Genomic DNA, 21,911 nt, shown 5'->3' with positions numbered 1-21,911 from the left:
TGTATGCCAGCACCTTTCACCACTGATTCTCTCCGGGCCATTGTCCATTTTGTTGCCGTGGCGGATGCACACAGTTTTACAGAAGCAGCCGAGCAACTGGGAATGACCCGCTCAGCAATCGGTAAGAGCATTGTCCGGCTGGAAGAACGACTAGGCACGAAGCTTTTTCACCGTACAACACGAAAAATGACATTGACCACCGAAGGTGAGGCTTATCTTGCCAGTTGCAGAAGCGCACTGGAAACAATGCAGGCCGCAGAGTCATCACTGCTCGCCAGACAGACAGAACCATCAGGTGTGGTCAGAATTGATATGCCTGCTGCATTTGGTAAAACCGTTATGATGCCGGTACTGTTGCAAATCGCCGCGCAGTATCCTGAGCTCCGACTGGTGCTGACATTCAATGACCGTATTATCGATCCACTGGATATGGGGTTTGATCTTGCTATTCGCTTTGGTCCTCTGAAAGACACGACTGATTTAGTTGCCCGCTCCCTGAATGCACAACATTTGCTCCTGTGTGCGTCACCAGAGTATCTGTCCCGTTATGGAACACCTCTTACCCTAGAAGATTTGCATAAACATCGATGTGTTATGGCCTGGCGGGGAGGCTCGCCACTCAACTGGCTAGTTCGCGATCCGCAAGGACAGGATATACGTTTCAATCCGGTTCCATTTCATCAGATAAGTGACGGTGATGCCATGATAGCAGCGGGGATTGCCGGAGCAGGCATTATACAGTTCCCTGAATCGCTACTGCGCCCCTATTTTGCTGATGCGAGACTTATTCCCGTTCTACCGGAACTGACACCGTCGCCTACAGAACTGAGCGTAATCTGGCCTCGTGCCAGGGCACTCATGCCCGGGGTCAGGTTCATTATTGATGAACTGATCCGGCTGGCCGATATCGATAGATTTGCCTGATTAGGGAAAAAAATTCCCCACTGCGTCCCCCACATATGGGTTTATCAATTGTTCACTCTGTACGACGATAGTTAACAGATTCTGCAACACACTATCTGTTAACTATTCACAATGAGGGGACATACCATGCCTGTAGTAAATATTCAGATGTTTGATGGCCGCGATGAGGCTAAACCTGCTATTGCACGTGCGGTAACAGAAGCGATTGCCACACACGCCAGTGTCGACCCACAATATGTTTATGTCATTTTCAATGATGTGAAAACTGAAAACTGGGCTATTTCTGGCGAAATTTTTGCGGAAACGATGAAAAAGTCAGGTTAAAGAACATTTTTAAAATTGCCGGACGTCCAGTACCGTGCCTGACTTGATATCACGGTACTGAACACGCAATATTTACATTCGTTGCTTATATTTCCAATCGACATGATGATTATCGAAAGAGGTCAACCGGATTATTTATGTTGATTAATGTCGGGATGTAATCAGAAAAATTGAAATGAGATGTTATTTCTTTACTATCCATTATGCAGGATGATGTAATGAAGAATGAAATTATGTGTGTATTCACTCTTTCTGTAAAAGAAGGACAGTTTGCTAATTTTCGTAATCTGGCGTCTGAAATTGTAAAAGAGACTGAAAAAGAACCGGGAACACTGACCTATATGTACAGCGTCAGTGATGATCAAAAAACAGCACATATCATTGAAGGTTATAAGGCGGATGCACTGGTATCTCATGTTGATGTGACCTTTGCTCCGTTTGCTGAACGCTTTATTTCACATGTTGATGTAACCGGCCTGACTGTATATGGTGAAACCAACGAACATATCAGAAAAAGACTGGATGCCTTTGGCGCTGTTTACATGAAAACGTTTACCGGTTTTACTCGCTAACGCTCCCCGGATTCAAAGCCATTTCCAGCTGCTTCGCCTGAAAGGCGAGAGGTTGCTTTATTCTCAATTTTAGGCGAGTTGCAGGGGGATGTTATGTTATCAAAAGTGGATTTATTGCTTTTTTTATCACAACAGCTCGCTCAAACTCATTTAAAGAAACGGCAGAAAAATGGGGACAACTCCGCAGAGAGTCTCCCGGTCTAACAAGGAGCTTGAAAGTGTATTAGGAGAAATCCTCTTCTATCGCAATACACGAAGTATCATTGTGACGGCGTTTTGTCGAGACATATTGCCTGAGTGCGAAGCTGTCATTGAAAAAGTGAATGATATTTTCACTACATGCGGGAAAATCCACCGAAATATAAAATCAATTGTGTAGAGGTAAACTCAGCAGTTTTATGGGTTTCTAAAAAAGGAGTCGGTGATGAATATCTTTATAACTGGATCAACAGGATACATCGGTGGTTCTCTATCAGTCTATTTACGTAACGCTGGGCACCACATCCGTGGACTCGCTCGTAATCCAGATAAGGCAGTACAACTTACAGCCCGAGGTATCGAACCCGTTATCGGTGAACTCAACAACAGCGAGTTACTTACTTACGAAGCCCAACGGGCAGATGCCGTCATCAATGCCGCTAATAGCGATGACTTAAATACAGTAGAAACTCTGTTGACAGCTATTCGCGGGACAAACAAACCGCTCCTGCATACCAGTGGAACAAGTGTCATTGCTGATATGAGCGATGGTAATAAATCCAACAATGTCATCTTCGATGAAAATAGTACACTGTATATCCCTCCTGAAAAACAAGCACGAAGAGCGATTGACGAGAAAATCCTAAGGACGAAAGGAATACGAGGCATTGTTTTGTGTAACAGCCTAATCTACGGAGAAGGGAAACTGCCAGACACACACAGCGTACAGATTCCACTGCTCATTAATCAGGCATTAGACAGCGGAGTAGTACGCATCATTGGAAAAGGTTTGAACATCTGGTCCAACGTACATATAGATGACCTATGCAAACTTTACCAACTAGCACTGGAAAATGCGCCATCAGGAGCATTCTATTTTGTAGAAAATGGAGAGTCATCCTTTGCAGAACTCGGGGCAGCCATCGCAAAACGTTTTGAAATTGAAGGACCTCAAAGTTGCCCTATTGAAGATGCTGAAAAGATTTGGGGTAGAATGCGGGCTCGCTACTCATTAGGCTCCAATAGTAGGGTTAGATCAGTTCGCGCCCATCAGGAGTTAGGATGGAAACCGCAACATAATTCAGTTGTCCAGTGGATTCTGACCGAGATGACGGCTAAGTAGATACCTTTATCTTGATTCAAGGCACTAAGAACAATTATGCCTTGGATCAAACGACTCTTAAATTGAGGCCGCTAGTTTCTTCCGTATGCTCCCATCCCTACGGATTGGCATAAAACGATGTTAGTAATGTCTTCATCTACATCATGTGGACATGCCATAAAGGGTATTTGTTACATACATCACATCCGTATCTGATTACTCTATAAGCATTATCGCATTATGCCATTAAGTACTGGGAATCCCTACGAAACGTTTGGAGTGTCCATCCAAAATGAAACTTTATCTTTCCGAACATCCCCACTTATTATTGGTTAGATAATTCGTTTCATGTATAAAATTTTTTAGGGTTCAGGATAAAACTTTTATATGATGAAAAACCAGCAAAACCATAAATCCATCCATGTGAAGAACGCTACCGTCTCATCCATCTCCAGGCAAACTGATAATACCGATCGGTAATATTAACCAGAGAGAGGATCAAGCACCATAAAGTTAATTCAAACAACTCGGAGAACTTATGAGTTTGATACCGAAACTTCCTTTTACCACTGTTTTTCTTTGTGCTGCTGAAATGTTTTCGGTAAGTGCTTCGGCTAATATTACCATCAAGGATTTCACGCTATCCGGCGTATCTCTGGAGCACAGTACCTTCAAAGGTGAACCAGCATTCAAAATGACCATGCCAACTGATGCCATTCAGGATCCGAAGAAGGAAAAACTGGCCGACCGAAATTATATGGCTTGGTTACCGTTTGATTTTGGTGACGGTGTAATTGAGGTTGATATTGCCAGTAAGCTTGTAGATGAAGCGCCAACCTATGCCAGAGGTTTTATTGGCCTGACTTTTCGTATAGACAGCAAGGGACACTTTGAAAGTATCTACCTCCGTCCTACAAATAGCGTTGCTGAAGATCAGGTTCGGCGTAATCACAGTGTTCAGTATGTCGCTTATCCTGATTACAGGTTTGACAAACTGAGACAAGAATCCCCAGAAAAGTACGAAAGCTATGCTGAACTGGATATGGAACGCTGGATACACATGAAAATTGTTGTCAAAGGAGAAAAAGCTGAGCTTTATCTCGACGGAAAATCAACTCCATCACTTATAGTTACAGACTTGAAACTGGGTGCAAATCAGCGTGGTGGTGTTGGCGTATGGCTTGAATCCGGTACGATGGCTTTTTTTCGGAATTTAAAAATAACGCCAGCATCCTGAATCAGGTAAAGGTTATCAATTAACTCAAAAAATATGCAGGTCGCCTCGCCATTTGAAGTAAATTATCCTGTCCACAATCGCACCACTTGACAATACCGAAACGATACTTCATCGTTTCGGTATCTTAGATCATTTTATCGTAGATTAGGATTTAGTGGAGCACTGATGTCCAGAAGCAAATCAGAGAGTGTACGAAATGCCTTTTTGTCCGCAGCAAGAGACGTATTCCTTGAGGTCGGATTTGAGCAATCCACCATGGATCAAATAGCATCAAGATCAGGCAGTGCAAAATCTACTTTGTATCGATATTTTGACTCAAAGGAGTCGTTGTTTTCCGCACTGATAATCAAAGCATCACAAGGAAATGACAATGAAATCATCAATTTCTTGTACTGTACTGGAGATGGTCCACAGCCGATTAGTTCATCAGAAAGTGCTGTAGACTCACTTCTTTTCCCAAACCATGAAGAAAATTGTAAAGATGCTCTGACAAAATTTGGACACTACATTCTTTCTAGTTTTCATACACCACGCGCTCTTGCAGCCAGACGTATGATGATTACGGCGTCCGCAAATCCAGACTTAGGTCAATTGTTTTATGAACAAGGTCCAAACAAAGCCATACAGCATCTAGGACTATACTTTAAACCACTCATTGAACGAGGCTATTTATACGAAGCGGATCCTAATGTTGTTGCTTGTCATTATTTCGGCTTGCTTGAATCTGAGATAAATGAAGCAGGCTTATATAATGTAATAACGCAACTCAGTGAACAGCAAATTACAGATATTGTTTCACGCGCAGTTGAGGTTTTCATACGTGCTTATGTTTATAAATCATCTGATTGAGGTTTCCATAGCTCCCCTTCACTGGCCTATAGCAAACCTAGTAATAGAATCCCCTCACTCAATATTTTTTATTATCAGTGGATTTTATTTAAAAAATTATTAAATAATGAGTAAAACTCGTTGCATTTTAAATGCCAACAAACGGTCCCGATGTTCTTCTTCTTATAGACACGCAGTTCCTAACCGGGAATAACTGAATGCATTCACTCTTAGCTTGGAACATTATGAGTATACTCTCCAGTAAAAATAGCGGTTGGCACATCGTTTTTAAGAGAGGTAACTGCATGTTAGTAACTTTTTGTATGGTCTGAAAATACTATCAAGGTTATTCCATAACTGATATTTTATCGCTCATGATATGAATTTCCATGAGCGATAGATCATTAAGCGCATTAGAAACGGTAAATATAACCAATACTTACCGATGTCTGACTTGAGTTGTCAACTAATGGACTATCTTTAATACCACTCCCAAACCGGGTGGCACTTGCATCAAGGAACAGCGTATGCTGGCGAGCCATGGTATAATCCATACGAATTCCCACCTCCATATTGGTGGTAGAATTCCCCTCATAAAAACTGCGATCTACCCGCACCTCTGATCTTTTCACGCCATAGTAATAATCAACAAATTTGCTATCAACCCATTCGACGGCGAACCTTGGCGTTAAACCGAAAGTCCCGGATGCAAACCGTTTTTCTGCCTGTAATTTTGCTCGAGAGCCTTTACTATACCCGGACACTTCACCGAGAATTTCCGCCGAAAGATCGACAATCCCAGTTTTCCACATCATTGCTCCCCCGGCCCATACACCGCCCTTGCGGTCATCCATACCGGTAAGAAATGGAGAATCATCCGCATCATAACCATCCCCGGCATATTTGGCTCGTAGGCTCAGTGTAAATGACTCGTTAGAGAGAAATTTAAGATCTACTTTAGGAATAGAAGCACTGATCCATCTGTTTTCATACGAAAACAAAGGTAAAGGCAGTACATCAACATCAATATCGCGATATGGTTTTTGAATGGCTGCAACACCGGCACCCACCCCCCATTTCGAGGTTTCATTACTGCTACTAGTTGATGTTTCCGCTATTGCAGCTGGTATCCAGAAAATTGACATCATAAGAGAAGCCAAAACATTAGACACAGAACAGCCAACCAACTTACTAGAGTGAGAGCGATGCTTCATTGCATAGTCCTTTTTAACGTGGGGGATACACATCCAAGAGCCATCAATCAGGGATCGAAGCTCATAAGTCTGGAGAAACACATTCATCATCAGTGACATAATGGCCAGCCAATATATGTGACCTTAACCAAGGTGGTACTTTACTGTGTTGCCTTCATACACTTCTGATTCTTCTAATCTACTGATTTTACTACTTAAAACGTCATAAGCAGCTCATATTGAGCTGATGCTCGGTGATCTTGCCAACAACACTTTCTTCACAATCGAAGTCACTCCTCACTGAGGATTTGGGGCAAAACATCTTGGTTGCAGTCTTATCCATTGATGACCTGAGTAATACTCGATTGGGTAAAAACCTTTCAATACATACACTTGTAAGTTTTACTGCGACCATCGCACCGCTATAACCATCAAAACTGCTTCAAACGGTAAACATACTGATGTTTGCGTACAGTACAAAAACAATCCATAATAACGAAACGATACTGTTTCGTTTCGATTGTGTCAATCCATAACGATACGAATTAGGTTAACCCCTCTCTCCGCGTCACTATGGGGTTACAGTTAACTGATTCAGCATAATGCCGCTGGGTGGATGCCTCTGCTTAAAAATGCTTTTACATAGTGCTGAAATGTTACGATTGAGATGAATTGGGATTTATTTACGGCATCCAGAGAATCCCATTAAAACTATATTTATTTGTACGTTTATCCGCTGTCAGCTGGAAGTTAATTTTACAAGTAGTTATTTGTTGCATAGAACAGAAATGTCCGTGCATTAATCATTCTTTAAAGAGAATGCCGAATATTACCTTTAAAAGGCTAAAGAACTATTTTAACCATGATACGATTAAGACGCAAATCTCATGATTACAATATAAAACTCAAATTTACATTCCTTATTTCCACTCTAATAAACACCCTCGTTATTTTGCATAATCGACACATTCAGTAGAGTATCATTAAAAATCCTTTTATGGTTTTTATTTCAAAAAAATCAAAACCACAACTTTGTTAAGTGCAGATATAAAAAGTTTTGCACTTAATTAAGAAGAGGACTTAAGCCATGAAGAAAAATAACACCTTATCTAACATTAAGAATATCATGCCGAACTGGATTACCATAGATGAGGCAGTAAATACAGCTAATCAATTGATAAACAAAAAGATTACATACAGTGACATTTGCAGGAGTGCACTATGCGGTAAAATATCACTATCAATATATTTTCAATCATCTATAACGATTCGAAAAATAAAAGAATTCAATTCTAAAATAAAAGTAAAACCTACTGAAAGCTCATTGTTCAACAGGATATGTATCCTTGATAGCACTTGCTTCCTCAGTGGTAGGAATTTAATATCAAGCACCGAAGGTGAGTATATTTCTGCTACCCATAGTGTACTTGAAGCAGCTTTAATAGGTCATGAGTATAAATTAATACAACGGCTACTTGCTAAATCCCTAAACATCCCAACACCAATAAAAAGACCTGAATATACAAATTATGGTATTTTTGTTGTTGTTTCCGGAATTATTTATCAAGTATTTGAGAGAACGACCTGGAAGGAAAGATTTGAACAGCAATTGAGGAGACTACCTAAAGGTACTGCAAAGGAAATCAATGAAATAGTTTCATCCAATCTTATAAGCAAACTCTATAATAAAGAATTTTTTCCGCTCCATTATTTGCCTCAGGATGCATGCTTTGTCATTCGTCAAACTGAACTCGAAAAATTAATCAATTTACGACTCAAAAACGAAAATATCCGATTGTCCTCGACACGTATAACTACACCATTATCAAGACTATTCTGGCTCTCTTGCAAAAACAATGAGTCAATAAGTTCATTAATCAAGCAACCCTATAAACTGCTTTCCATCTTCGAGCAGTGGGCCTCAGTAGAAGGCATGACTGATCGTCTCAGCGGTGACACATTGAAAACTGCGCTTGAACGCGGTTCACCCGCATCATTTTTAGCATCAAAGTAATCTTAAACTTAGTTCTTCTACCTAAAAACCCGTATTAAGGATTGTGGTATCCGTAATACGGGCTCATCAACTGTCATTCTCTCCCTCAATGTGCTTATTTGACATCTCCGGGCATATCCCATTTCTGTGCTGGAGGTATCTATGACATCTCATCAGTTATTACGGCTGAAACAAGTGGAATTAAAAACCGGTCTGAAACGCTCACAAATCTACCTGTATATGAAAGACGGCACCTTCCCCTCTTCAATAAAGATTGGGCCTGCCAGCGTAGCCTGGCTCGAATCTGAAATTGACGATTGGATTAACCTCAAATTAGCTAACCGCTTAACACACAGAAGGGAGATATAACATTATGTTTCTCTCACTGAATTATGTGGTATTGACAAACGCCCTTGCCGCGCTCAAGGACGGTAATTTTCGTTATTGTGAAATGTTAGGATTCACATTCGACGAATTGAATGCCCTCAATCAGCTCTCCCTCGACGAACTCTTCATCGTGAGCCGGGCATCGGCACAATTTATGTCGATCACTGTCCGTCACAACGTTCTACAACAAATCCTGACATTGTCCCGCCAAGAGGCTCAATGCCAGCAACAGATTAATCGGGCCATCAGGTTGGGAGGGTCTATTGCACTCCTGAATCACTTTTTTGGTCTCACCTCGAATGAGGTCTGCTCTCGCCGACGGTTGCTGGGTGTCACCATACCTTATGGCCGAACGCCTATACCAGATGAAGCCGTTGATGCCGAAATCTGGCTGTTATGGCAAAAGAACCGAACAGAGAGACTTGATACACCTGACGCTCTGGAGGCAATGATGCAGGTCACTGAATCATTGTCTTCTCGAGAAAGAGGGTCTTCCCTTACCGTCGTCTGGAACCGCATCACACTTTGTGAGAAGGAAGCTCTGGACAGGAGGACATCACATGCCAGATGAGATCGATCGCGATCAGGAATTTAATGAGCAACGTCTGGAAGAGATGATTGAACAGAATCGTTTCAAGCCAGCCACCACGCCCTCATTACATTATTGTCGATTGTGCGGTGAACCCATTCCAGAAAAGCGTCGGCAAACTTTGCCAGGTGTGGCAACTTGTACGGAATGCCAAACCATACTTGAGCATCACCAACGTTGATACCAAGATAGCACTCGTGCAGAGAAGTTATCTTCTCTGCACGGTTTTTATTATCTTAATAAATCACTATGCGATTTTTACCCATGCGATGCAGGATTATTAATTTAATTAAACCCACTCATTAGTGAATAACAGAAGTGTATTTATCTCTCATTTCCTTTTTGATTTTATTATTTTCATTCTGACGCTGACACCGCACGCTAATCACGCCACGTTCCACTGGCGAGCTTTATGGACGTTTATTCGTTCGTGGCGAGTATTGCTCTTTAAAAATATGAATCGGGCTGTCACGCAACCACAATTCAGGGTGCCGCTGAATGTTCTCGCTGACCCGTTGAAACCGGAATGCAGAATCGGGATGTGACCCGTTGATTTTATTCGTTGTTGATCTGGTTAGAGGATAATCATGAGAAACCCCATATATCACGTATTTATTACCCGGGAAAGCACACCCGATACGCAGGGCGAAAAAAACACCTACTGGACCAGGGTTGGCGTGGCATTCGCTCACAACGGCAAGCCAGGCCTGAATATTGTCCTGACGCCCGGTATCGCGGTTTCCGGCAAACTGGTTCTGCTTGAGCCAAGAGAGGACACCAATACTTCACAAGGTACCGGCAATATCGAAACAGCACTTTAACCCTTCCTGTTCCCCTCTGCGTGCAAGGTCTTTTGACTATGCACGCTGTCTTCAATTCCGAGGCCATTATGCTTTCAACCTCTGCCTTTCTGGCGGCGGCCATGCAGTGCGCCGTCAGCATTCATCCCTCTACTGCGCTCGACGTGGCGCGAGTGGAATCCGGTTTCAACCCTTATGCCATCGCCGAAATTATCCCGAAGGCCACAGGCACCCTCGGTAATCAAAATATTATCTCCCATCATCCCGCCAGCCAGGAAAAAGCCGAGCAGATTATCCGCCGTCTTATGGCACAAGGACGCCGTTACTCTGTGGGGCTGATGCAAATTACCAGCACCAACTTCCGTCATTACCAGGTGACTGCCCGCGACCTGCTTGATCCCTGTACCAATTTGTCCGTCTTTGAACGCATTCTCAGCGACTGTTACCAACGTGGAGGTTCCCTGAAAAGAGCGTTGAGCTGCTATTACTCCGGCAATTTCCGTACCGGACAACAGCCGGAAGCGGCTTTTTCAGGAACCAGCTATGTGCAACGGATTGGTTATGCTGCGGCCTCTCCCCGCTATGTCGTCCCGGGCACCCGCGAGGACAAATTAACGGCAACCGTTCCCCCGGAAGCCTTTCCTGCCGGTAACACTTCCCGTCCCCGCGTTATCTGGCCAGAAGCCGTCGTCCGTGGTGTCCCCACAAAATTCCGTCAGGAGAAAACCGCCATCGTACAGACTTCAGCGCCATCAGTGCGCCGGAACCTTTCCCTGCCAACCCGAGATAAGGAAGAATAATGACACGTTTCCGTAAGCTAAAGGTTGCTGTCAGCCCCCTATCTGCCTGCATGCTGACAGTTTTTTCTACAACCACGGCGTTTGCCGATGGTTTCACTCGCGCAAATACCGTGATGGAAAAGGTCTCCACCGGTCTTCATGGTCTGGCGGCCATCACCATCACCGTGGCCGTGATCTGGGTGGGTTACAAGACCCTCTGGAAAGGCGAAAGCCTGTCCCAGTGCGCCTACATCATCATCGGCGGGATTCTGATTGGTGGAGGCAGTGAGATCGGCGCACTGCTGATGAGCTGAGAGGTCATCTATGGCAAAGCTACTTAAGGCAATGAAACGCCCGGCGGCACTATGGGGGGTGCCGATGGTCCCCCTGCTGGGTGTCACAGGTATCACCATCATCGTCGCTGTCTGGACTTCCGCCGCTTTCCTTGCCTTGCTCCCGGTTGAATTTCTGGTAATGAAGTCTGTCACCCGTAATGAACCCATGCGGTTCAGCCTGATTTCTGTCTGGCTCAGGGCAAGAGGAAAACCGGCAGCAAACCGTCTGTTTGGCGCAACAACATTTATGCCCGTTGAGCATGATGCTGTTGATATCACGGAGTTTCTCAACGCCATGAAACTGAATCAATGTGCCACGCTCAGGAAGTACATTCCGTATTCATCGCATATTCATCAGCATGTTGTTCGCTCTCCAAATAGTGACCTCTACTGCACCTGGGAACTGATGGGCACCCCGTTCGATTGCGAGTCAGAAGAAACCCTCAGTATTGACCGCAATCAGTTGCACGGGCTTATCCGCTCATTCGAGGGGATGCCTGTTACCTTTTATATCCATAACGTGCGGGAGCCGTTCACGGACTCGCTGCATAAAGCGTCCGGCAATCCTTACGCCGATGAAATCAGCCGTCTGTATTATGCCTCGCTGGCAGCGGATCCGTTTCGCCGTAACCGTCTGTTCCTGACCGTCTGTTACCGTCCGTTTGTCAGCCTGGAAAAGGCCGGGCGCAGACGCATGAATGACGGCCAGAAGCTGAAAGAGCTGGACGCTGCGCTGCGGGAAATGCTGGAAATCAAAGGCTCGCTCGATACCGCACTGTCACGCTACGCCGCACGATCTCTCGGCACCTTCACCGAAGGTCACTCGGTATTCTCCTCCCAGTTATCCTTTTATGAGTACCTGTTGACGCACCACTGGCGTAAGGTGCGCGTCACCCGCACTCCGGTGTATTCGATGATGGGATCGGCAGCGCTGTTCTTTTCTGGCGAGTCCGGACAGATAAACCACGCCAGCGGTACAGGGTATTTCCGGGGGCTGGAGGTGAAGGAGTTCCCGGAGGAGACCGCGACAGGGATGATGGACTCGCTGCTGTACGCCCCCTGCGATTACGTGATCACGCAATCCTACACCTGCATGTCACGCGAAGAAGCCCGCAAGGCCATCAAACGCACCCGCCGTCTGTTAATGAGTGCAGATGATGATGCCGTTTCCCAGCGACTGGATTTGGATGTAGCACTTGACATGCTGACCTCGGGGAAAATCGCCTATGGAAAACACCATTTCGCCATCATGGTGTTTTCCCACTCACTGGACAATCTGGTGGCCGATACCAGTGAAATCAGCAATGCCCTGAACAACCTCGGCATTACACCGGTTCCCGCCGCGCTTTCGCTTTCAGCCGCGTTTATGGCGCAGTTGCCCGGTAACTATCATCTGCGGCCTCGCAAGGGCGAACTGAGCAGCCAGAATTTTGTTGAGCTAGCCGCACTGCACAATTTTTACCCCGGCAAGCGCGATAACGCGCCCTGGGGGGATGCGATGGCCCTACTGCGCACTCCCTCAGGCGATGGTTACTATCTGAACCTGCATAACACGCTGGCGGACAAGGACGAATTCAATGAGAAGAACCCGGCCAGTACCTGCATTCTTGGCACCAACGGTTCGGGTAAAACCATGTTGATGACGTTCCTTGAAAACATGCAGCAGAAATACGGGCGTAAGGACAGTTTTTCCCCTGATGCGAAAACCAAACGACTGACCACCGTTTATCTGGACAAGGATCGGGGCGCGGAGATGAATATAAGGGCACTGGGAGGCCGTTACTACCGCATCACACATGGCGACCCCACGGGGTGGAACCCGTTTTCTCTGCCACCGACGAAACGCAATATCAGTTTCATCAGTCAGTTGATGAAACTGCTGTGTACGCGTAACGGCGCGACCATCACGCCCCGTGATGAACGCCGTCTGAATGACGCCGTACAGGCGGTGATGAGTAATGAACTACAGTATCGGATCCATGGGATCACCCGTTTACTGGAGAATCTGCCAGAGCCTGCCACCCGTGAGGCGCAGGAGAACGGTCTGAGTATTCGTCTGTCGCAGTGGGCGCAGGGTGGCGAGTTTGGCTGGGTGTTTGATAACGCATCGGATACCTTCGATATCAGCCACTGCGATAACTTTGGCATTGACGGCACGGAGTTTCTGGATGATGCCAATGTCTGTGCGCCGATCTCCTTTTACCTGCTGTATCGCATCACCACGCTGCTCGACGGACGACGACTGGTTATCTTCATGGATGAGTTTTGGAAATGGCTGCGGGATCCGATCTTTAAGGATTTCGCCTATAACCGGTTGAAAACCATTCGTAAGCTCAACGGGATGCTGGTTGTGGGCACCCAGTCCCCGGCGGAGATCATCAGGGATGAGATTGCGCCCGCCGTGATTGAGCAGTGCGGCACGCAGATCCTGGCAGCCAACCCCAGTGCCGACCGGGCGCACTATGTTGACGGGATGAAGTTTGAACCGGAAGTGTTCGATGTGGTGAAAAATCTGGATCCGCAGGCCCGTCAATATGTAGTCGTGAAAAATCAGTTCAGGCGTGGCGACACAAAACGTTTTGCTGCACGCGTGACGCTCGACCTCTCCGGTATCGGCAGATACACCCTAGTGATGAGCGGCAGCGCCGACAACCTCGAAATCTTTGATTCCCTGTACCGTGAAGGCATGCAGCCCCATGAATGGCTGGAACCCTACCTGGCTCAGGCACTCTGAAAACCCAAAGGAGATCCATGATGAAAAGGCGATTTCATGCCCTGATTTTCGCGTGCGTCATTGTCAGCCCGCTGGCGCACGCCGGTATTCCGGTCCTTGTTGATGCTGACCCGCTGCGTGAGCTCGAATGGTTGAAAGAAGCGCAGCGCTGGATGCAGACCGCGCAACATTATCAGAGTCAGATCCAGGCGTATAAAAACCAGCTGGCGACAGCCACCGGCGTCCGTGATATCGCTGATTTTGTGGATCAGGCGAAGAGTCTGAAATCAGATCTGGAAAAACTGCGCAAACCGGGCCAGACACTCAATGACCTGCTACTTTCCGGCGGCACCTCCGGACAGTTCGATACGCTATATGCGAAGTACCGGGCCTTCGATACCTGCAACGCGGATCAGTCAGGAAGTTATGCCAATACCTGCAAACAGCTGGTCATCAATAAAGCGATACAGTTTGAGCAGACTGGCGAGATCCAGGAGCAGGTCAGCCAAACGCTGGGCGAGATTAACGGCCTCTCTAACCGCATCGCACTATCCAAAGACTCAAAGGAGTCTCAGGACCTTGCCAACAGCATTCAGCTAAAATCAGTGATGCTGAACACGCTCACTGACCAGTGGGAAATGAGCGTTAAGGCAGCAGAAAAACGCGAAAAAGTACTGGAGGGTGAGCGTATTAAACAGTGGAATCAGCAACAGTTAACTGCGCCAACCCCTGATTTAAACCGCTAGAGGAGTCTCACATGCGTTTATTAACCTTTTCTATCCTGTCCTTATTATTCATCATCAATGGCTGCAAAGAAGAAGCCAAAACCACTCAGTGGTACAAAGATCATCCCGATGAGCTAAAAGAGGTGTACGAAAAATGCCAAAAAATCGGCGATGCTTCCGATAACTGTAAAAACGCCAATGAAGCCCATTATCAGATTCAGCAGTTAAATGCCCCCACTCCCGACCTGAACTCATAGCGAGGTTAATATGCCCGGTGGTGTATTTATCGGCGTGGAAAAGCACCTTATAGGAGGTGTTACTGACGCCACAAAGGGACTGATGATGTCATATTCTTCCATGATGGTGGGGCTGGCGGCAACGTCAGCCACGCTCTATATCATGTGGCGCGGTTACCAGACTCTGGCTGGTAAGTTGTCCACGCCAATGGAGGATGTCATGTGGGACATCATGAGGATGGCGATCATCCTTTCCTTTGTGGCAAATTTCAGCGGTTATCTCGATGGGGTTATTGACGCCATTAATGGCTTGAAGGAGGGATTTTCCGGCAGCGATAATATCTGGCAGTTACTGGATAGCTTATGGGGTAAAGCGAAGGTATTGGGTAAAACGTTACACGACATGGATAACTCAACATACATAAAAGATGAGGGTATGACGGCTCAATTTTATGTCTGGCTCGGAATATTCGTTTTAATGATTATCACCGCCTTTATTTCAATGATCGCGGAAGTCATGGTTTTACTGCTGAGTATTACCGCCCCCGTATTTATCTTTTGTCTGCTGTATGGCTTTTTACGCCCGATGTTTAACAACTGGCTGCAAAATGTTTTCGCCGCCATATTAACGGTTCTGTTTTCTGCGTTATCACTGCGCATTGTCGTTAATTATCTAAACTCGCGGTTAGATATTGCAACCCAACTGTCAGCACAATCCAACATTGTGGAGTTAGGCGCGCAGGTCTGTCTGGCCGGTGTCTGCGCTGCAATACTGGTCTACCTCTCCGCAAAACTGGCCGGAGCGCTGGCCGGAGCCAGTGCAACCATATCTATGCAGGGGCTGGCAGCGGTGGGTATCGGCGCGGCAGCGTTTGGTGCCGGGAAACTGGCAGCAAGAGCCGGGCAGCTGACAACCCGCACCCTTCAGGACAATATTCAGGGCTGGAGAAATGCCAGTGCGGGTAAACCCGGCAGTGGTCCGGGATACAGTGCGGCTCAGGCACGTAAGAATGCGATTGAACAGATGATTGCCCGCAACGAAGCCCGGAGACTGGCGCGATCAAGAGAAACGGCTGTTCAAAAATTCCATCGTTAAATCTGTCATCCCTGGTCGAAATCTCCCCGTTACATCCCTTGTGAAAACATAGCCGTGTTTTCATTCCACTGATCTCACTGAGGAAAAATCCCATGAAACGCTTGATTGCGCTGGCTTTGCTGTGCGCGCTTTCCGGCTGTGCACAGTCTCCCCGTCCTCCTGCCTTTGGTGGTCAGGGCATCCCGGTGAACACCCCTCAGATTATGGCGGAGTTAAACAGTCATGAGTGAACAGACCCTCATTGCGGATTCCCGCACCTTTGAGCAGCAGATGATTGAGCGGGACAAACGTGCCACGAAAGCCGGGTTTATGGTGGGCGGCGCGGGCCTGCTCCTCGCCGCACTGGCGCTTATCGCCATAGTGCTGATGTTGCCGCTGAAACAAACGGTCGTTGAACTGTACACCGTGGATAATCATACCGGGCGGGTGGAGCACGTCAGCCGCGTATCAAAGACCAGCCTGACGGGCGAGGACGCTTATCAGAAGGCGATGACCGCCAGCTACGTCAGACTGCGTGAACGGTACGTGTACCCTTCCCTGCAGGACGATTATGCAACAGTACAGGTTTATAACAGTCCTCAGGTTAACGATGACTACCTGGCGCTGTATGCCGGAAAAGATGCCCCAGACAAGGTCTGGCAGAACGCGGCTCATACCGTGCAAATCGACATCCTGTCAAACCAGATCACCGAAGGCACTGTCCCCGATAAAGTCGCAACTCTCCGATACAAAAAGACTATCCGCCGCCTCGCTGATAACAGTATCCGCACCGAATACTGGGATGCCCGCCTGACGTTCCAATCCGATCCCGGCAGAGAAATGAGCGATACGGAGCGGGAGATTAACCCGTTCGGTTTTACCGTGACCAGCTGGCAGGCAGACCGTGAAATCCGGGGAGGTGAATAATGAAAAGCATCATCCTTATCGCACTGGCGCTGATGCTGTGCGGCACGGCATGGAGCGCGGCCGTTCCGCAGGCGAGTAGCTATGATGCCCGCGTTCAGCAGGTTGTCTATAACCCGCTGAACGTTACTGTCGTCAATACCCGTCCCGGTTTCATAACCACACTGGTGTTTGACAGCGACGAAGCGGTTATCAGTGCCAGACCCGGTTTTGAAGAAGCGTGGGAAGCCACACCGGACGCCAACCGGGTCAACGTCCGCCCGGTGGCGCTCGTTCAGGGCGCGCCCGGCGCAGACGGCAACACCACGCAGGTGGTGATCCCCCCTAACAACCAGGACTGGCATACCAACATGCTGATCGTCACCACCCGTCGGCTGTACAACGTCGAGCTGAACGTCATCGATGATAAGTCACCTCAGCAGCCTGCTTTCCAGGTGAGTTACCGTTATCCGGTCGAAGACAGGGAGAAGGCCAGCCGTGAGACAGCGGCCAGAGCGCTGGAGCGGGAGCAAAAACAGCAGCAGACTGACATTCAGCAGGCCCTGAATGCCGCGCAGACGCCACGCAACTGGGACTACCTCAAATATCCGGGGCGCGACAGCACCCGTATCGTTCCGGATTTTGCGTATGACGATGGCCGGTTTACGTTCGTGGGTTTCTCTCCGGCCAAATCCATCCCCTCCGTAACGAAAGAGCTGAACGGCCAGGAGCATGTGGTTAACAGCAGTATCCGCAGAAAAGGCAACTTCACCGTACTGGTTATTCAGGAGATCACGCCCCGTCTGGTCCTGCGTTCCGGAAACGCAGTGGTCGGTCTGGAAAATCGCGGTTTTGGTTATGTCCAGGCCGCTGATGGTGCCACGGTTTCTCCGCAGGTTGAACGGGTAGAAAAACCTCAACCCAATGACAACTAAGGAGTCATGCAGATGAATGACGAATACCAGCATTCTGTGTCTGATGGAGTCCGACCTTCTCCGGCACAGACAGATGACGATATCGCCGCGCTGGAGCGCGAGGCCCGTACAAAGCGGGAAGCGGCACTTCTCATAGAGCAGGACGATGAAAAGAATGATCCACTACAACCCGCCGTCAACAAACTGAAAAAGCGCAGGCGCGGGAAAGCCACCGCGTTTCTGGCGATCGCCGCCGTTGCGCTGATTGCATTGGCATGGGCGGGCAACTGGGTATACCGCAATCTTCTCTGGCAACCCGGTGAAGAAAATCGGCAGGATGCTGCGCCACAGACGAACCGGACAGATTACCGGCAGCGTACCGATCTGGGTACGCAAAATGCCGAAGCCGAAGCGTCGGAACCGGCGGAAAACAACCCGCGCATGACGACAGCCCCGGAGGCTGAGATGCCGCCTCAACTTGATAAAGCCCATTTTCTGGTTCGTCGCGATGGGTCAGCCGCTGCGGCCCAAACCCCGGTACGGACCCGGCAGCAGGAGATGACGCAGGCAACCTCTGACGGGCAACCGTCAGGAACGTCATCCATTGTTCAGCAAAACAGCACTGCGCCACAACCGGCCCCCTCCCCTGCAGCGGTCCAGCGTATTCCCTACAACCCGGACCTGTACGTCCCCGAAAATACCGCTATTCCCTGTTCTCTGGATTACCGCTTTGTCTCGGACCGGGCAGGGAAAATCCGCTGCACGATCGCCGAGGATATCTGGAGTGCAAGCGGTAATACGAAACTGATTGAAAAAGGGACTGCGGCTTCAGGCGTTTACCAGACTGGCGCAGCGACAGGAATGGCCCACGGACAGGAACGCGCCTTTCTCATCATTACAAAACTGCGTACCCGCCAGCCCCCTTACCTTGATATTCCGCTGGTCGATACCCGTGCTGCCGGAGAACTGGGCGAGGCTGGCGTTGACGGCTGGATCGACACGCATTTCAGAGAGCGATTCGGTGGCGCATTACTGGTTGGTATGATCCCTGATATTGGTGCATGGGCATCCAACAGTGCTGGTCAGAAAGATCGAAACACGGACTATACCGAAAACAGCCGTCAGGCCATGGCGGATATGGCACGTACCACGCTGGAAAACAGCATCAATATCCCACCGACCCTCGACAAAAATCAGGGGGAGATCATCAATCTGATCACAGGGCGGGATATTGATTTTTCCGGCATCTATACGCTGAGGTTGAAGAGTGAATAATCGAAAGTTTCTGTTTGGCGTTACCGCGACAGACGTCATCGTCAGGGACGATTACAACAATGCCGTAGTCAACGACGTAATGTCACACCTTACCGGGATCAGGAGAATAGTCATGACATGTTATCGTGCCGGGGGCACATTGACAGAGCTCATCATTGACTTTGGGGAAGAACAAACATTCTGCCTCACCATCGGTGAAGGTTCTCTGGATGTACCGCCTTTTACCTCAGACGATATCCAGCTGGCACATAAGCAGATATCGCTGCCTGACGTCACCGATATTATCATTCTTGTGACGACATTAGCCCGCTATGCCGGACTGTCCCCCTCCTGCTCCGGGGATGGAGAATCATCTGCCCTGCTGGAGTTCAGCTCGTAGTAAATCGCCAGTTGACGCAGCTTTGATATTTCAAGGTTGATAACGGATTTTCCTGCGCTGTTTTCCCGTTCAGAAACAACCGGATTGAGCAGAAACACACGGAAATACCTGACGTTTTCTGTGTCCAGTATTTCATCGATATAATGACCAAACCGGCCTTTCGCCATCAGATCTTTACTGACATACAGGCGAACAGGTTTACCCTCATGTTTATCAAAGAAATTAAAAAGAAAACCCCGTCCATACCGATGCATTAGCGTCCCGCCGCCATAGATGACACCCGCGTACGGGTTAGTCAATCCTCGCTGAATATGCGTTATATATTCATGAAGATAGACCTGACCGTGGTGCATGATCCTGAGTCTTAACGCCCTGAACTCATCAGGCAACGTTTCTTTCGCTTCCTGCCATGTGTCGATCAGTCGCTGCAGCTGGTTGGTTCGCGTGTATCGACTCCAGCGTGGCTCTTCACCTGCATCGGACTCTTCATCATCCCCGACAGGTTTTTTTACATAAGCTGGAGTAACAAGCTTAAAGGGATCGGCTGGCTCACCATCAGGGTCATCAATTGAAGGATCAAAGCAGTTGATATAGTCCGTCAGCTTTTGCTTTGCTTTTCTTTCCGTGAAATCAGCTTCTGATTCGTCCGGACGTCTGCCCTGCTCGGCATCTTCAGTAAACGCGACCCATTCACATCCGAACTTGTGAGGATGGGGTGAACGAAAGTGTGCGGCCTTGAATTTTTCACCATCTTCAGCTTTGACGTGATAGTTAACGCCACTGATGGTGACATTACAGTTGCGATCGCTACAGGAAAAAGTGAACCGCTTTCTTTCTTCCGGCTTTCTGGAAAAAAATTCCGTTCGCGCTTCATCAATGGACAAGCAGCGCCCCAGTTCATGGCAATAAGCGAACAGTACCTTCGTCTTCGACATGCTCCCTCCACACATTTATCCGATTCAAGGATATCACATGAAAAACCTATCTCTCGACCGCTATAAGCAGCGATTTTTTGGCGATTTTCTGGATCGCCGAGGACTGACAGAGATCGCCGTCAACCGCCCAGGCGAGCTATTCACCAAAATTGGTGGCATCTGGGAACAGCATACTGTTCCGCTAGATTATGAAGGCTGCTACTACTTTGCCAGATGCCTGGCGAAGCATCACGGCGACAATATCGAAGATATCAAGCCGGGGCTGTCAGCCACGCTGGAATCAGGCGAACGTTGTCAGGTGATTGTGCCCCCGGCCTGCGAGCGTAACACGGTGTCCATCACCCTGCGTAAACCCTCACTGGTGCAGATCCCGCATCAGGACTATATCGACGCCGGGTTTTATAACCGGGTGACGGGTACAGAAAAAACGCAGACGCACGATCAGGAATTACTGACCTTATATAACGCGAAAGACATTCCGCGCTTTATGGAGAAATGCGTGGAATACGGTAAAACCATTGCGGTGGCCGGGGAAACCAGTACCGGGAAAACCACTTATATGAAGATGCTGATTGGTTTTATTCCGCGCCATCTTCGTATTACGACCATTGAAGATAATCCAGAAATCACCCTATTTATTCATAAAAACTACGTCCACCTTTTTTATCCGTCGGAATCGGCAGATGAAAAAGGGTCAATTGTGACGCCCGCCAACCTGCTGCGCTGGAATTACCGCATGAATCCCGACCGCATACTATTAACCGAAGTACGCGGCGGTGAGGCCTGGGATTTTCTCAAGATAACCGGTTCCGGCCATGAAGGCAGTATGACCTCTATTCATGCCGGTTCGGCAATGGAAGCGGTAGACGGTTTTATTACCCGTTGTTATGAAAACCCGCAATGCGCCCGACTCCCTTACACCTTTATGTTACGCAAGGTGTTGGACAGTCTGGACGTTATCGTGAGTATCGACCTTGACGGTAATGTGCGCCGGATGAATGATATTTATTTCCGGCCACTGCACCGCAGCGCCTTTTTTGAGGAGATGAAAGCATGATGAAGGTTATAAATATGCTGCTATTTTCGCTGGTACTTTCCGGCTGTTCTTCACCCCCGCCACCGGTTACTGTTGAATGGGATAAACCGGGCCAGTCAGTGAATACCGGTTTACCGAAATGGCGAGACAACCTGATTATTATTCCTTCTCCGATTGTTATAGATAAATGGTTATTATCCATCCACACACGGAATTTTAATGAGACACGCTGGACGCCCTCTGTATTTTACGCGGCCGCCCACTCTGCGCGTATTGTTGTTGCAGCGCCATCAGGCGCAGAATTCTTTATTGCAAAAAACTGGCTGCGTCGATATGGCGCAAAAGGCGTTATTGAATATCAACCTGTCTCTGGATGCCTGACATGCAGCGACACTCGCATTTATTTTTCGCATTAAAACCGTTCCCTCACATTCTGAAACTGGCCTTACTGTAAGGACT

General features: G+C 47.8%; 25 protein-coding genes. 23 read left to right on the top strand and 2 right to left on the bottom strand.

All coding sequences use genetic code 11. The features are described 5' to 3' along the window. Positions 1-3 precede the first annotated feature (3 nt). The 6 genes from JKP81_RS03150 (at position 4) to JKP81_RS03125 (ending at position 5,206) form a co-directional block, all read left to right on the top strand. A complete protein-coding gene (locus JKP81_RS03150; protein ID WP_039493218.1) occupies positions 4-924 on the top strand; it encodes a LysR family transcriptional regulator in 921 nt (306 codons plus the stop codon). A 126-nt stretch (positions 925-1,050) separates the two neighbouring features. Next, the gene (locus tag JKP81_RS03145) at positions 1,051-1,248 is read left to right on the top strand and encodes a 4-oxalocrotonate tautomerase family protein (RefSeq protein WP_039359963.1); all 198 of its coding nucleotides are present in this window, start codon (positions 1,051-1,053) and stop codon (positions 1,246-1,248) included. Positions 1,249-1,466: 218 nt separating this feature from the next. Beyond that, the gene (locus JKP81_RS03140; RefSeq protein ID WP_200550570.1) at positions 1,467-1,820 is read left to right on the top strand and encodes a putative quinol monooxygenase; all 354 of its coding nucleotides are present in this window, start codon (positions 1,467-1,469) and stop codon (positions 1,818-1,820) included. A 424-nt stretch (positions 1,821-2,244) separates the two neighbouring features. Next, complete coding sequence (locus JKP81_RS03135; RefSeq protein ID WP_039493214.1) at positions 2,245-3,141, top strand: NAD-dependent epimerase/dehydratase family protein; 897 nt, start codon at positions 2,245-2,247, stop codon at positions 3,139-3,141. A 517-nt stretch (positions 3,142-3,658) separates the two neighbouring features. Further along, positions 3,659-4,357, top strand: coding sequence for a DUF1080 domain-containing protein (locus tag JKP81_RS03130; protein WP_234455465.1), 699 nt, complete (start codon positions 3,659-3,661; stop codon positions 4,355-4,357). Between the two features lie 165 nt (positions 4,358-4,522). Next, positions 4,523-5,206, top strand: coding sequence for a TetR/AcrR family transcriptional regulator (locus JKP81_RS03125; RefSeq protein ID WP_039493212.1), 684 nt, complete (start codon positions 4,523-4,525; stop codon positions 5,204-5,206). 392 nt (positions 5,207-5,598) lie between these two features. Here JKP81_RS03125 and JKP81_RS03120 read toward each other — a convergent pair whose 3' ends face one another. Next, entirely contained in the window at positions 5,599-6,399 is an 801-nt protein-coding gene (locus JKP81_RS03120) for a MipA/OmpV family protein (RefSeq protein ID WP_123333190.1), read from the bottom strand. A 1,066-nt stretch (positions 6,400-7,465) separates the two neighbouring features. On the opposite strand from JKP81_RS03120, the gene JKP81_RS03115 reads away from it, so the two are divergent. The 15 genes from JKP81_RS03115 to JKP81_RS03045 all read left to right on the top strand — a co-directional run bounded on the left by JKP81_RS03115 (position 7,466) and on the right by JKP81_RS03045 (position 19,102). Further along, entirely contained in the window at positions 7,466-8,392 is a 927-nt protein-coding gene (locus tag JKP81_RS03115) for a hypothetical protein (RefSeq protein WP_200550569.1), read from the top strand. A 141-nt stretch (positions 8,393-8,533) separates the two neighbouring features. Beyond that, positions 8,534-8,740, top strand: coding sequence for an AlpA family transcriptional regulator (locus JKP81_RS03110; protein ID WP_039493208.1), 207 nt, complete (start codon positions 8,534-8,536; stop codon positions 8,738-8,740). A 4-nt stretch (positions 8,741-8,744) separates the two neighbouring features. Further along, a complete protein-coding gene (locus JKP81_RS03105) occupies positions 8,745-9,329 on the top strand; it encodes a DUF2857 domain-containing protein (protein ID WP_039493206.1) in 585 nt (194 codons plus the stop codon). Next, on the top strand, positions 9,319-9,528 hold the full coding sequence (locus JKP81_RS03100; RefSeq protein WP_039493204.1) for a TraR/DksA family transcriptional regulator: 210 nt from the start codon (positions 9,319-9,321) through the stop codon (positions 9,526-9,528). Before JKP81_RS03105 ends, JKP81_RS03100 begins: the two co-directional genes overlap by 11 nt. Before the next feature lie 406 nt (positions 9,529-9,934). Further along, the gene (locus tag JKP81_RS03095; protein WP_200550568.1) at positions 9,935-10,168 is read left to right on the top strand and encodes a hypothetical protein; all 234 of its coding nucleotides are present in this window, start codon (positions 9,935-9,937) and stop codon (positions 10,166-10,168) included. Positions 10,169-10,236: 68 nt separating this feature from the next. Further along, positions 10,237-10,947, top strand: coding sequence for a lytic transglycosylase domain-containing protein (locus tag JKP81_RS03090; protein WP_200550567.1), 711 nt, complete (start codon positions 10,237-10,239; stop codon positions 10,945-10,947). Then, positions 10,947-11,240, top strand: coding sequence for a TrbC/VirB2 family protein (locus JKP81_RS03085; RefSeq protein WP_039493200.1), 294 nt, complete (start codon positions 10,947-10,949; stop codon positions 11,238-11,240). The genes JKP81_RS03090 and JKP81_RS03085 overlap by 1 nt, the downstream gene beginning before the upstream one ends. Positions 11,241-11,250: 10 nt before the next feature. Next, positions 11,251-13,995, top strand: coding sequence for a VirB3 family type IV secretion system protein (locus JKP81_RS03080; RefSeq protein WP_039493198.1), 2,745 nt, complete (start codon positions 11,251-11,253; stop codon positions 13,993-13,995). Between the two features lie 20 nt (positions 13,996-14,015). Further along, the gene (locus JKP81_RS03075; RefSeq protein ID WP_039493196.1) at positions 14,016-14,720 is read left to right on the top strand and encodes a type IV secretion system protein; all 705 of its coding nucleotides are present in this window, start codon (positions 14,016-14,018) and stop codon (positions 14,718-14,720) included. Positions 14,721-14,731: 11 nt separating this feature from the next. After that, positions 14,732-14,956, top strand: coding sequence for an EexN family lipoprotein (locus JKP81_RS03070; RefSeq protein WP_039493194.1), 225 nt, complete (start codon positions 14,732-14,734; stop codon positions 14,954-14,956). A gap of 10 nt (positions 14,957-14,966) precedes the next feature. Beyond that, positions 14,967-16,031 (top strand): type IV secretion system protein, encoded by a 1,065-nt coding sequence (locus JKP81_RS03065; RefSeq protein WP_200550566.1) that lies wholly within the window; start codon positions 14,967-14,969, stop codon positions 16,029-16,031. Positions 16,032-16,123: 92 nt separating this feature from the next. Then, a complete protein-coding gene (locus JKP81_RS03060) occupies positions 16,124-16,261 on the top strand; it encodes a hypothetical protein (protein ID WP_017346468.1) in 138 nt (45 codons plus the stop codon). Then, positions 16,254-16,937, top strand: coding sequence for a virB8 family protein (locus JKP81_RS03055; protein WP_039493189.1), 684 nt, complete (start codon positions 16,254-16,256; stop codon positions 16,935-16,937). The genes JKP81_RS03060 and JKP81_RS03055 overlap by 8 nt, the downstream gene beginning before the upstream one ends. Beyond that, positions 16,937-17,848, top strand: a complete 912-nt coding sequence (gene virB9, locus JKP81_RS03050; RefSeq protein ID WP_039493187.1) for a P-type conjugative transfer protein VirB9 — start codon at positions 16,937-16,939, stop codon at positions 17,846-17,848. The genes JKP81_RS03055 and virB9 overlap by 1 nt, the downstream gene beginning before the upstream one ends. Before the next feature lie 12 nt (positions 17,849-17,860). After that, positions 17,861-19,102 carry a TrbI/VirB10 family protein gene (locus tag JKP81_RS03045; protein WP_200550565.1) on the top strand — a complete coding sequence of 414 codons (1,242 nt, stop codon included), beginning with the start codon at positions 17,861-17,863 and terminating at the stop codon, positions 19,100-19,102. A 309-nt stretch (positions 19,103-19,411) separates the two neighbouring features. Here the strand turns inward: JKP81_RS03045 and JKP81_RS03040 are convergent, their stop codons facing one another. Continuing rightward, positions 19,412-20,416 (bottom strand): hypothetical protein, encoded by a 1,005-nt coding sequence (locus JKP81_RS03040; protein ID WP_200550564.1) that lies wholly within the window; start codon positions 20,414-20,416, stop codon positions 19,412-19,414. A gap of 37 nt (positions 20,417-20,453) precedes the next feature. On the opposite strand from JKP81_RS03040, the gene virB11 reads away from it, so the two are divergent. Beyond that, a complete protein-coding gene (gene virB11, locus JKP81_RS03035; protein WP_039493181.1) occupies positions 20,454-21,473 on the top strand; it encodes a P-type DNA transfer ATPase VirB11 in 1,020 nt (339 codons plus the stop codon). Continuing rightward, entirely contained in the window at positions 21,470-21,868 is a 399-nt protein-coding gene (locus JKP81_RS03030; RefSeq protein WP_200550563.1) for a cag pathogenicity island Cag12 family protein, read from the top strand. Before virB11 ends, JKP81_RS03030 begins: the two co-directional genes overlap by 4 nt. Positions 21,869-21,911 lie beyond the last annotated feature (43 nt).

It is taken from the genome of Kosakonia sp. LAM2021, assembly GCF_016620385.1.
Taxonomy (GTDB): Bacteria; Pseudomonadota; Gammaproteobacteria; order Enterobacterales; family Enterobacteriaceae; genus Kosakonia; species Kosakonia sacchari.
This window is presented reverse-complemented; position numbering and strand designations above follow the sequence as displayed.

What these genes read in the sequence shown, in the direction of transcription:
- JKP81_RS03115 (WP_200550569.1), top strand. Translation starts at nt 7,466, where the DNA reads ATGAAGAAAAATAACACCTTATCTAACATTAAGAATATCATGCCGAAC.
- JKP81_RS03045 (WP_200550565.1), top strand. Translation starts at nt 17,861, where the DNA reads ATGAATGACGAATACCAGCATTCTGTGTCTGATGGAGTCCGACCTTCT.
- virB11 (WP_039493181.1), top strand. Translation starts at nt 20,454, where the DNA reads ATGAAAAACCTATCTCTCGACCGCTATAAGCAGCGATTTTTTGGCGAT.
- JKP81_RS03130 (WP_234455465.1), top strand. Translation starts at nt 3,659, where the DNA reads ATGAGTTTGATACCGAAACTTCCTTTTACCACTGTTTTTCTTTGTGCT.
- JKP81_RS03150 (WP_039493218.1), top strand. Translation starts at nt 4, where the DNA reads ATGCCAGCACCTTTCACCACTGATTCTCTCCGGGCCATTGTCCATTTT.
- JKP81_RS03055 (WP_039493189.1), top strand. Translation starts at nt 16,254, where the DNA reads ATGAGTGAACAGACCCTCATTGCGGATTCCCGCACCTTTGAGCAGCAG.
- JKP81_RS03070 (WP_039493194.1), top strand. Translation starts at nt 14,732, where the DNA reads ATGCGTTTATTAACCTTTTCTATCCTGTCCTTATTATTCATCATCAAT.
- JKP81_RS03080 (WP_039493198.1), top strand. Translation starts at nt 11,251, where the DNA reads ATGGCAAAGCTACTTAAGGCAATGAAACGCCCGGCGGCACTATGGGGG.
- virB9 (WP_039493187.1), top strand. Translation starts at nt 16,937, where the DNA reads ATGAAAAGCATCATCCTTATCGCACTGGCGCTGATGCTGTGCGGCACG.
- JKP81_RS03075 (WP_039493196.1), top strand. Translation starts at nt 14,016, where the DNA reads ATGAAAAGGCGATTTCATGCCCTGATTTTCGCGTGCGTCATTGTCAGC.
- JKP81_RS03065 (WP_200550566.1), top strand. Translation starts at nt 14,967, where the DNA reads ATGCCCGGTGGTGTATTTATCGGCGTGGAAAAGCACCTTATAGGAGGT.
- JKP81_RS03090 (WP_200550567.1), top strand. Translation starts at nt 10,237, where the DNA reads ATGCTTTCAACCTCTGCCTTTCTGGCGGCGGCCATGCAGTGCGCCGTC.
- JKP81_RS03030 (WP_200550563.1), top strand. Translation starts at nt 21,470, where the DNA reads ATGATGAAGGTTATAAATATGCTGCTATTTTCGCTGGTACTTTCCGGC.
- JKP81_RS03095 (WP_200550568.1), top strand. Translation starts at nt 9,935, where the DNA reads ATGAGAAACCCCATATATCACGTATTTATTACCCGGGAAAGCACACCC.
- JKP81_RS03040 (WP_200550564.1), bottom strand. Translation starts at nt 20,416, where the DNA reads ATGTCGAAGACGAAGGTACTGTTCGCTTATTGCCATGAACTGGGGCGC.
- JKP81_RS03145 (WP_039359963.1), top strand. Translation starts at nt 1,051, where the DNA reads ATGCCTGTAGTAAATATTCAGATGTTTGATGGCCGCGATGAGGCTAAA.
- JKP81_RS03105 (WP_039493206.1), top strand. Translation starts at nt 8,745, where the DNA reads ATGTTTCTCTCACTGAATTATGTGGTATTGACAAACGCCCTTGCCGCG.
- JKP81_RS03085 (WP_039493200.1), top strand. Translation starts at nt 10,947, where the DNA reads ATGACACGTTTCCGTAAGCTAAAGGTTGCTGTCAGCCCCCTATCTGCC.
- JKP81_RS03120 (WP_123333190.1), bottom strand. Translation starts at nt 6,399, where the DNA reads ATGAAGCATCGCTCTCACTCTAGTAAGTTGGTTGGCTGTTCTGTGTCT.
- JKP81_RS03110 (WP_039493208.1), top strand. Translation starts at nt 8,534, where the DNA reads ATGACATCTCATCAGTTATTACGGCTGAAACAAGTGGAATTAAAAACC.
- JKP81_RS03125 (WP_039493212.1), top strand. Translation starts at nt 4,523, where the DNA reads ATGTCCAGAAGCAAATCAGAGAGTGTACGAAATGCCTTTTTGTCCGCA.
- JKP81_RS03135 (WP_039493214.1), top strand. Translation starts at nt 2,245, where the DNA reads ATGAATATCTTTATAACTGGATCAACAGGATACATCGGTGGTTCTCTA.
- JKP81_RS03140 (WP_200550570.1), top strand. Translation starts at nt 1,467, where the DNA reads ATGAAGAATGAAATTATGTGTGTATTCACTCTTTCTGTAAAAGAAGGA.
- JKP81_RS03100 (WP_039493204.1), top strand. Translation starts at nt 9,319, where the DNA reads ATGCCAGATGAGATCGATCGCGATCAGGAATTTAATGAGCAACGTCTG.
- JKP81_RS03060 (WP_017346468.1), top strand. Translation starts at nt 16,124, where the DNA reads ATGAAACGCTTGATTGCGCTGGCTTTGCTGTGCGCGCTTTCCGGCTGT.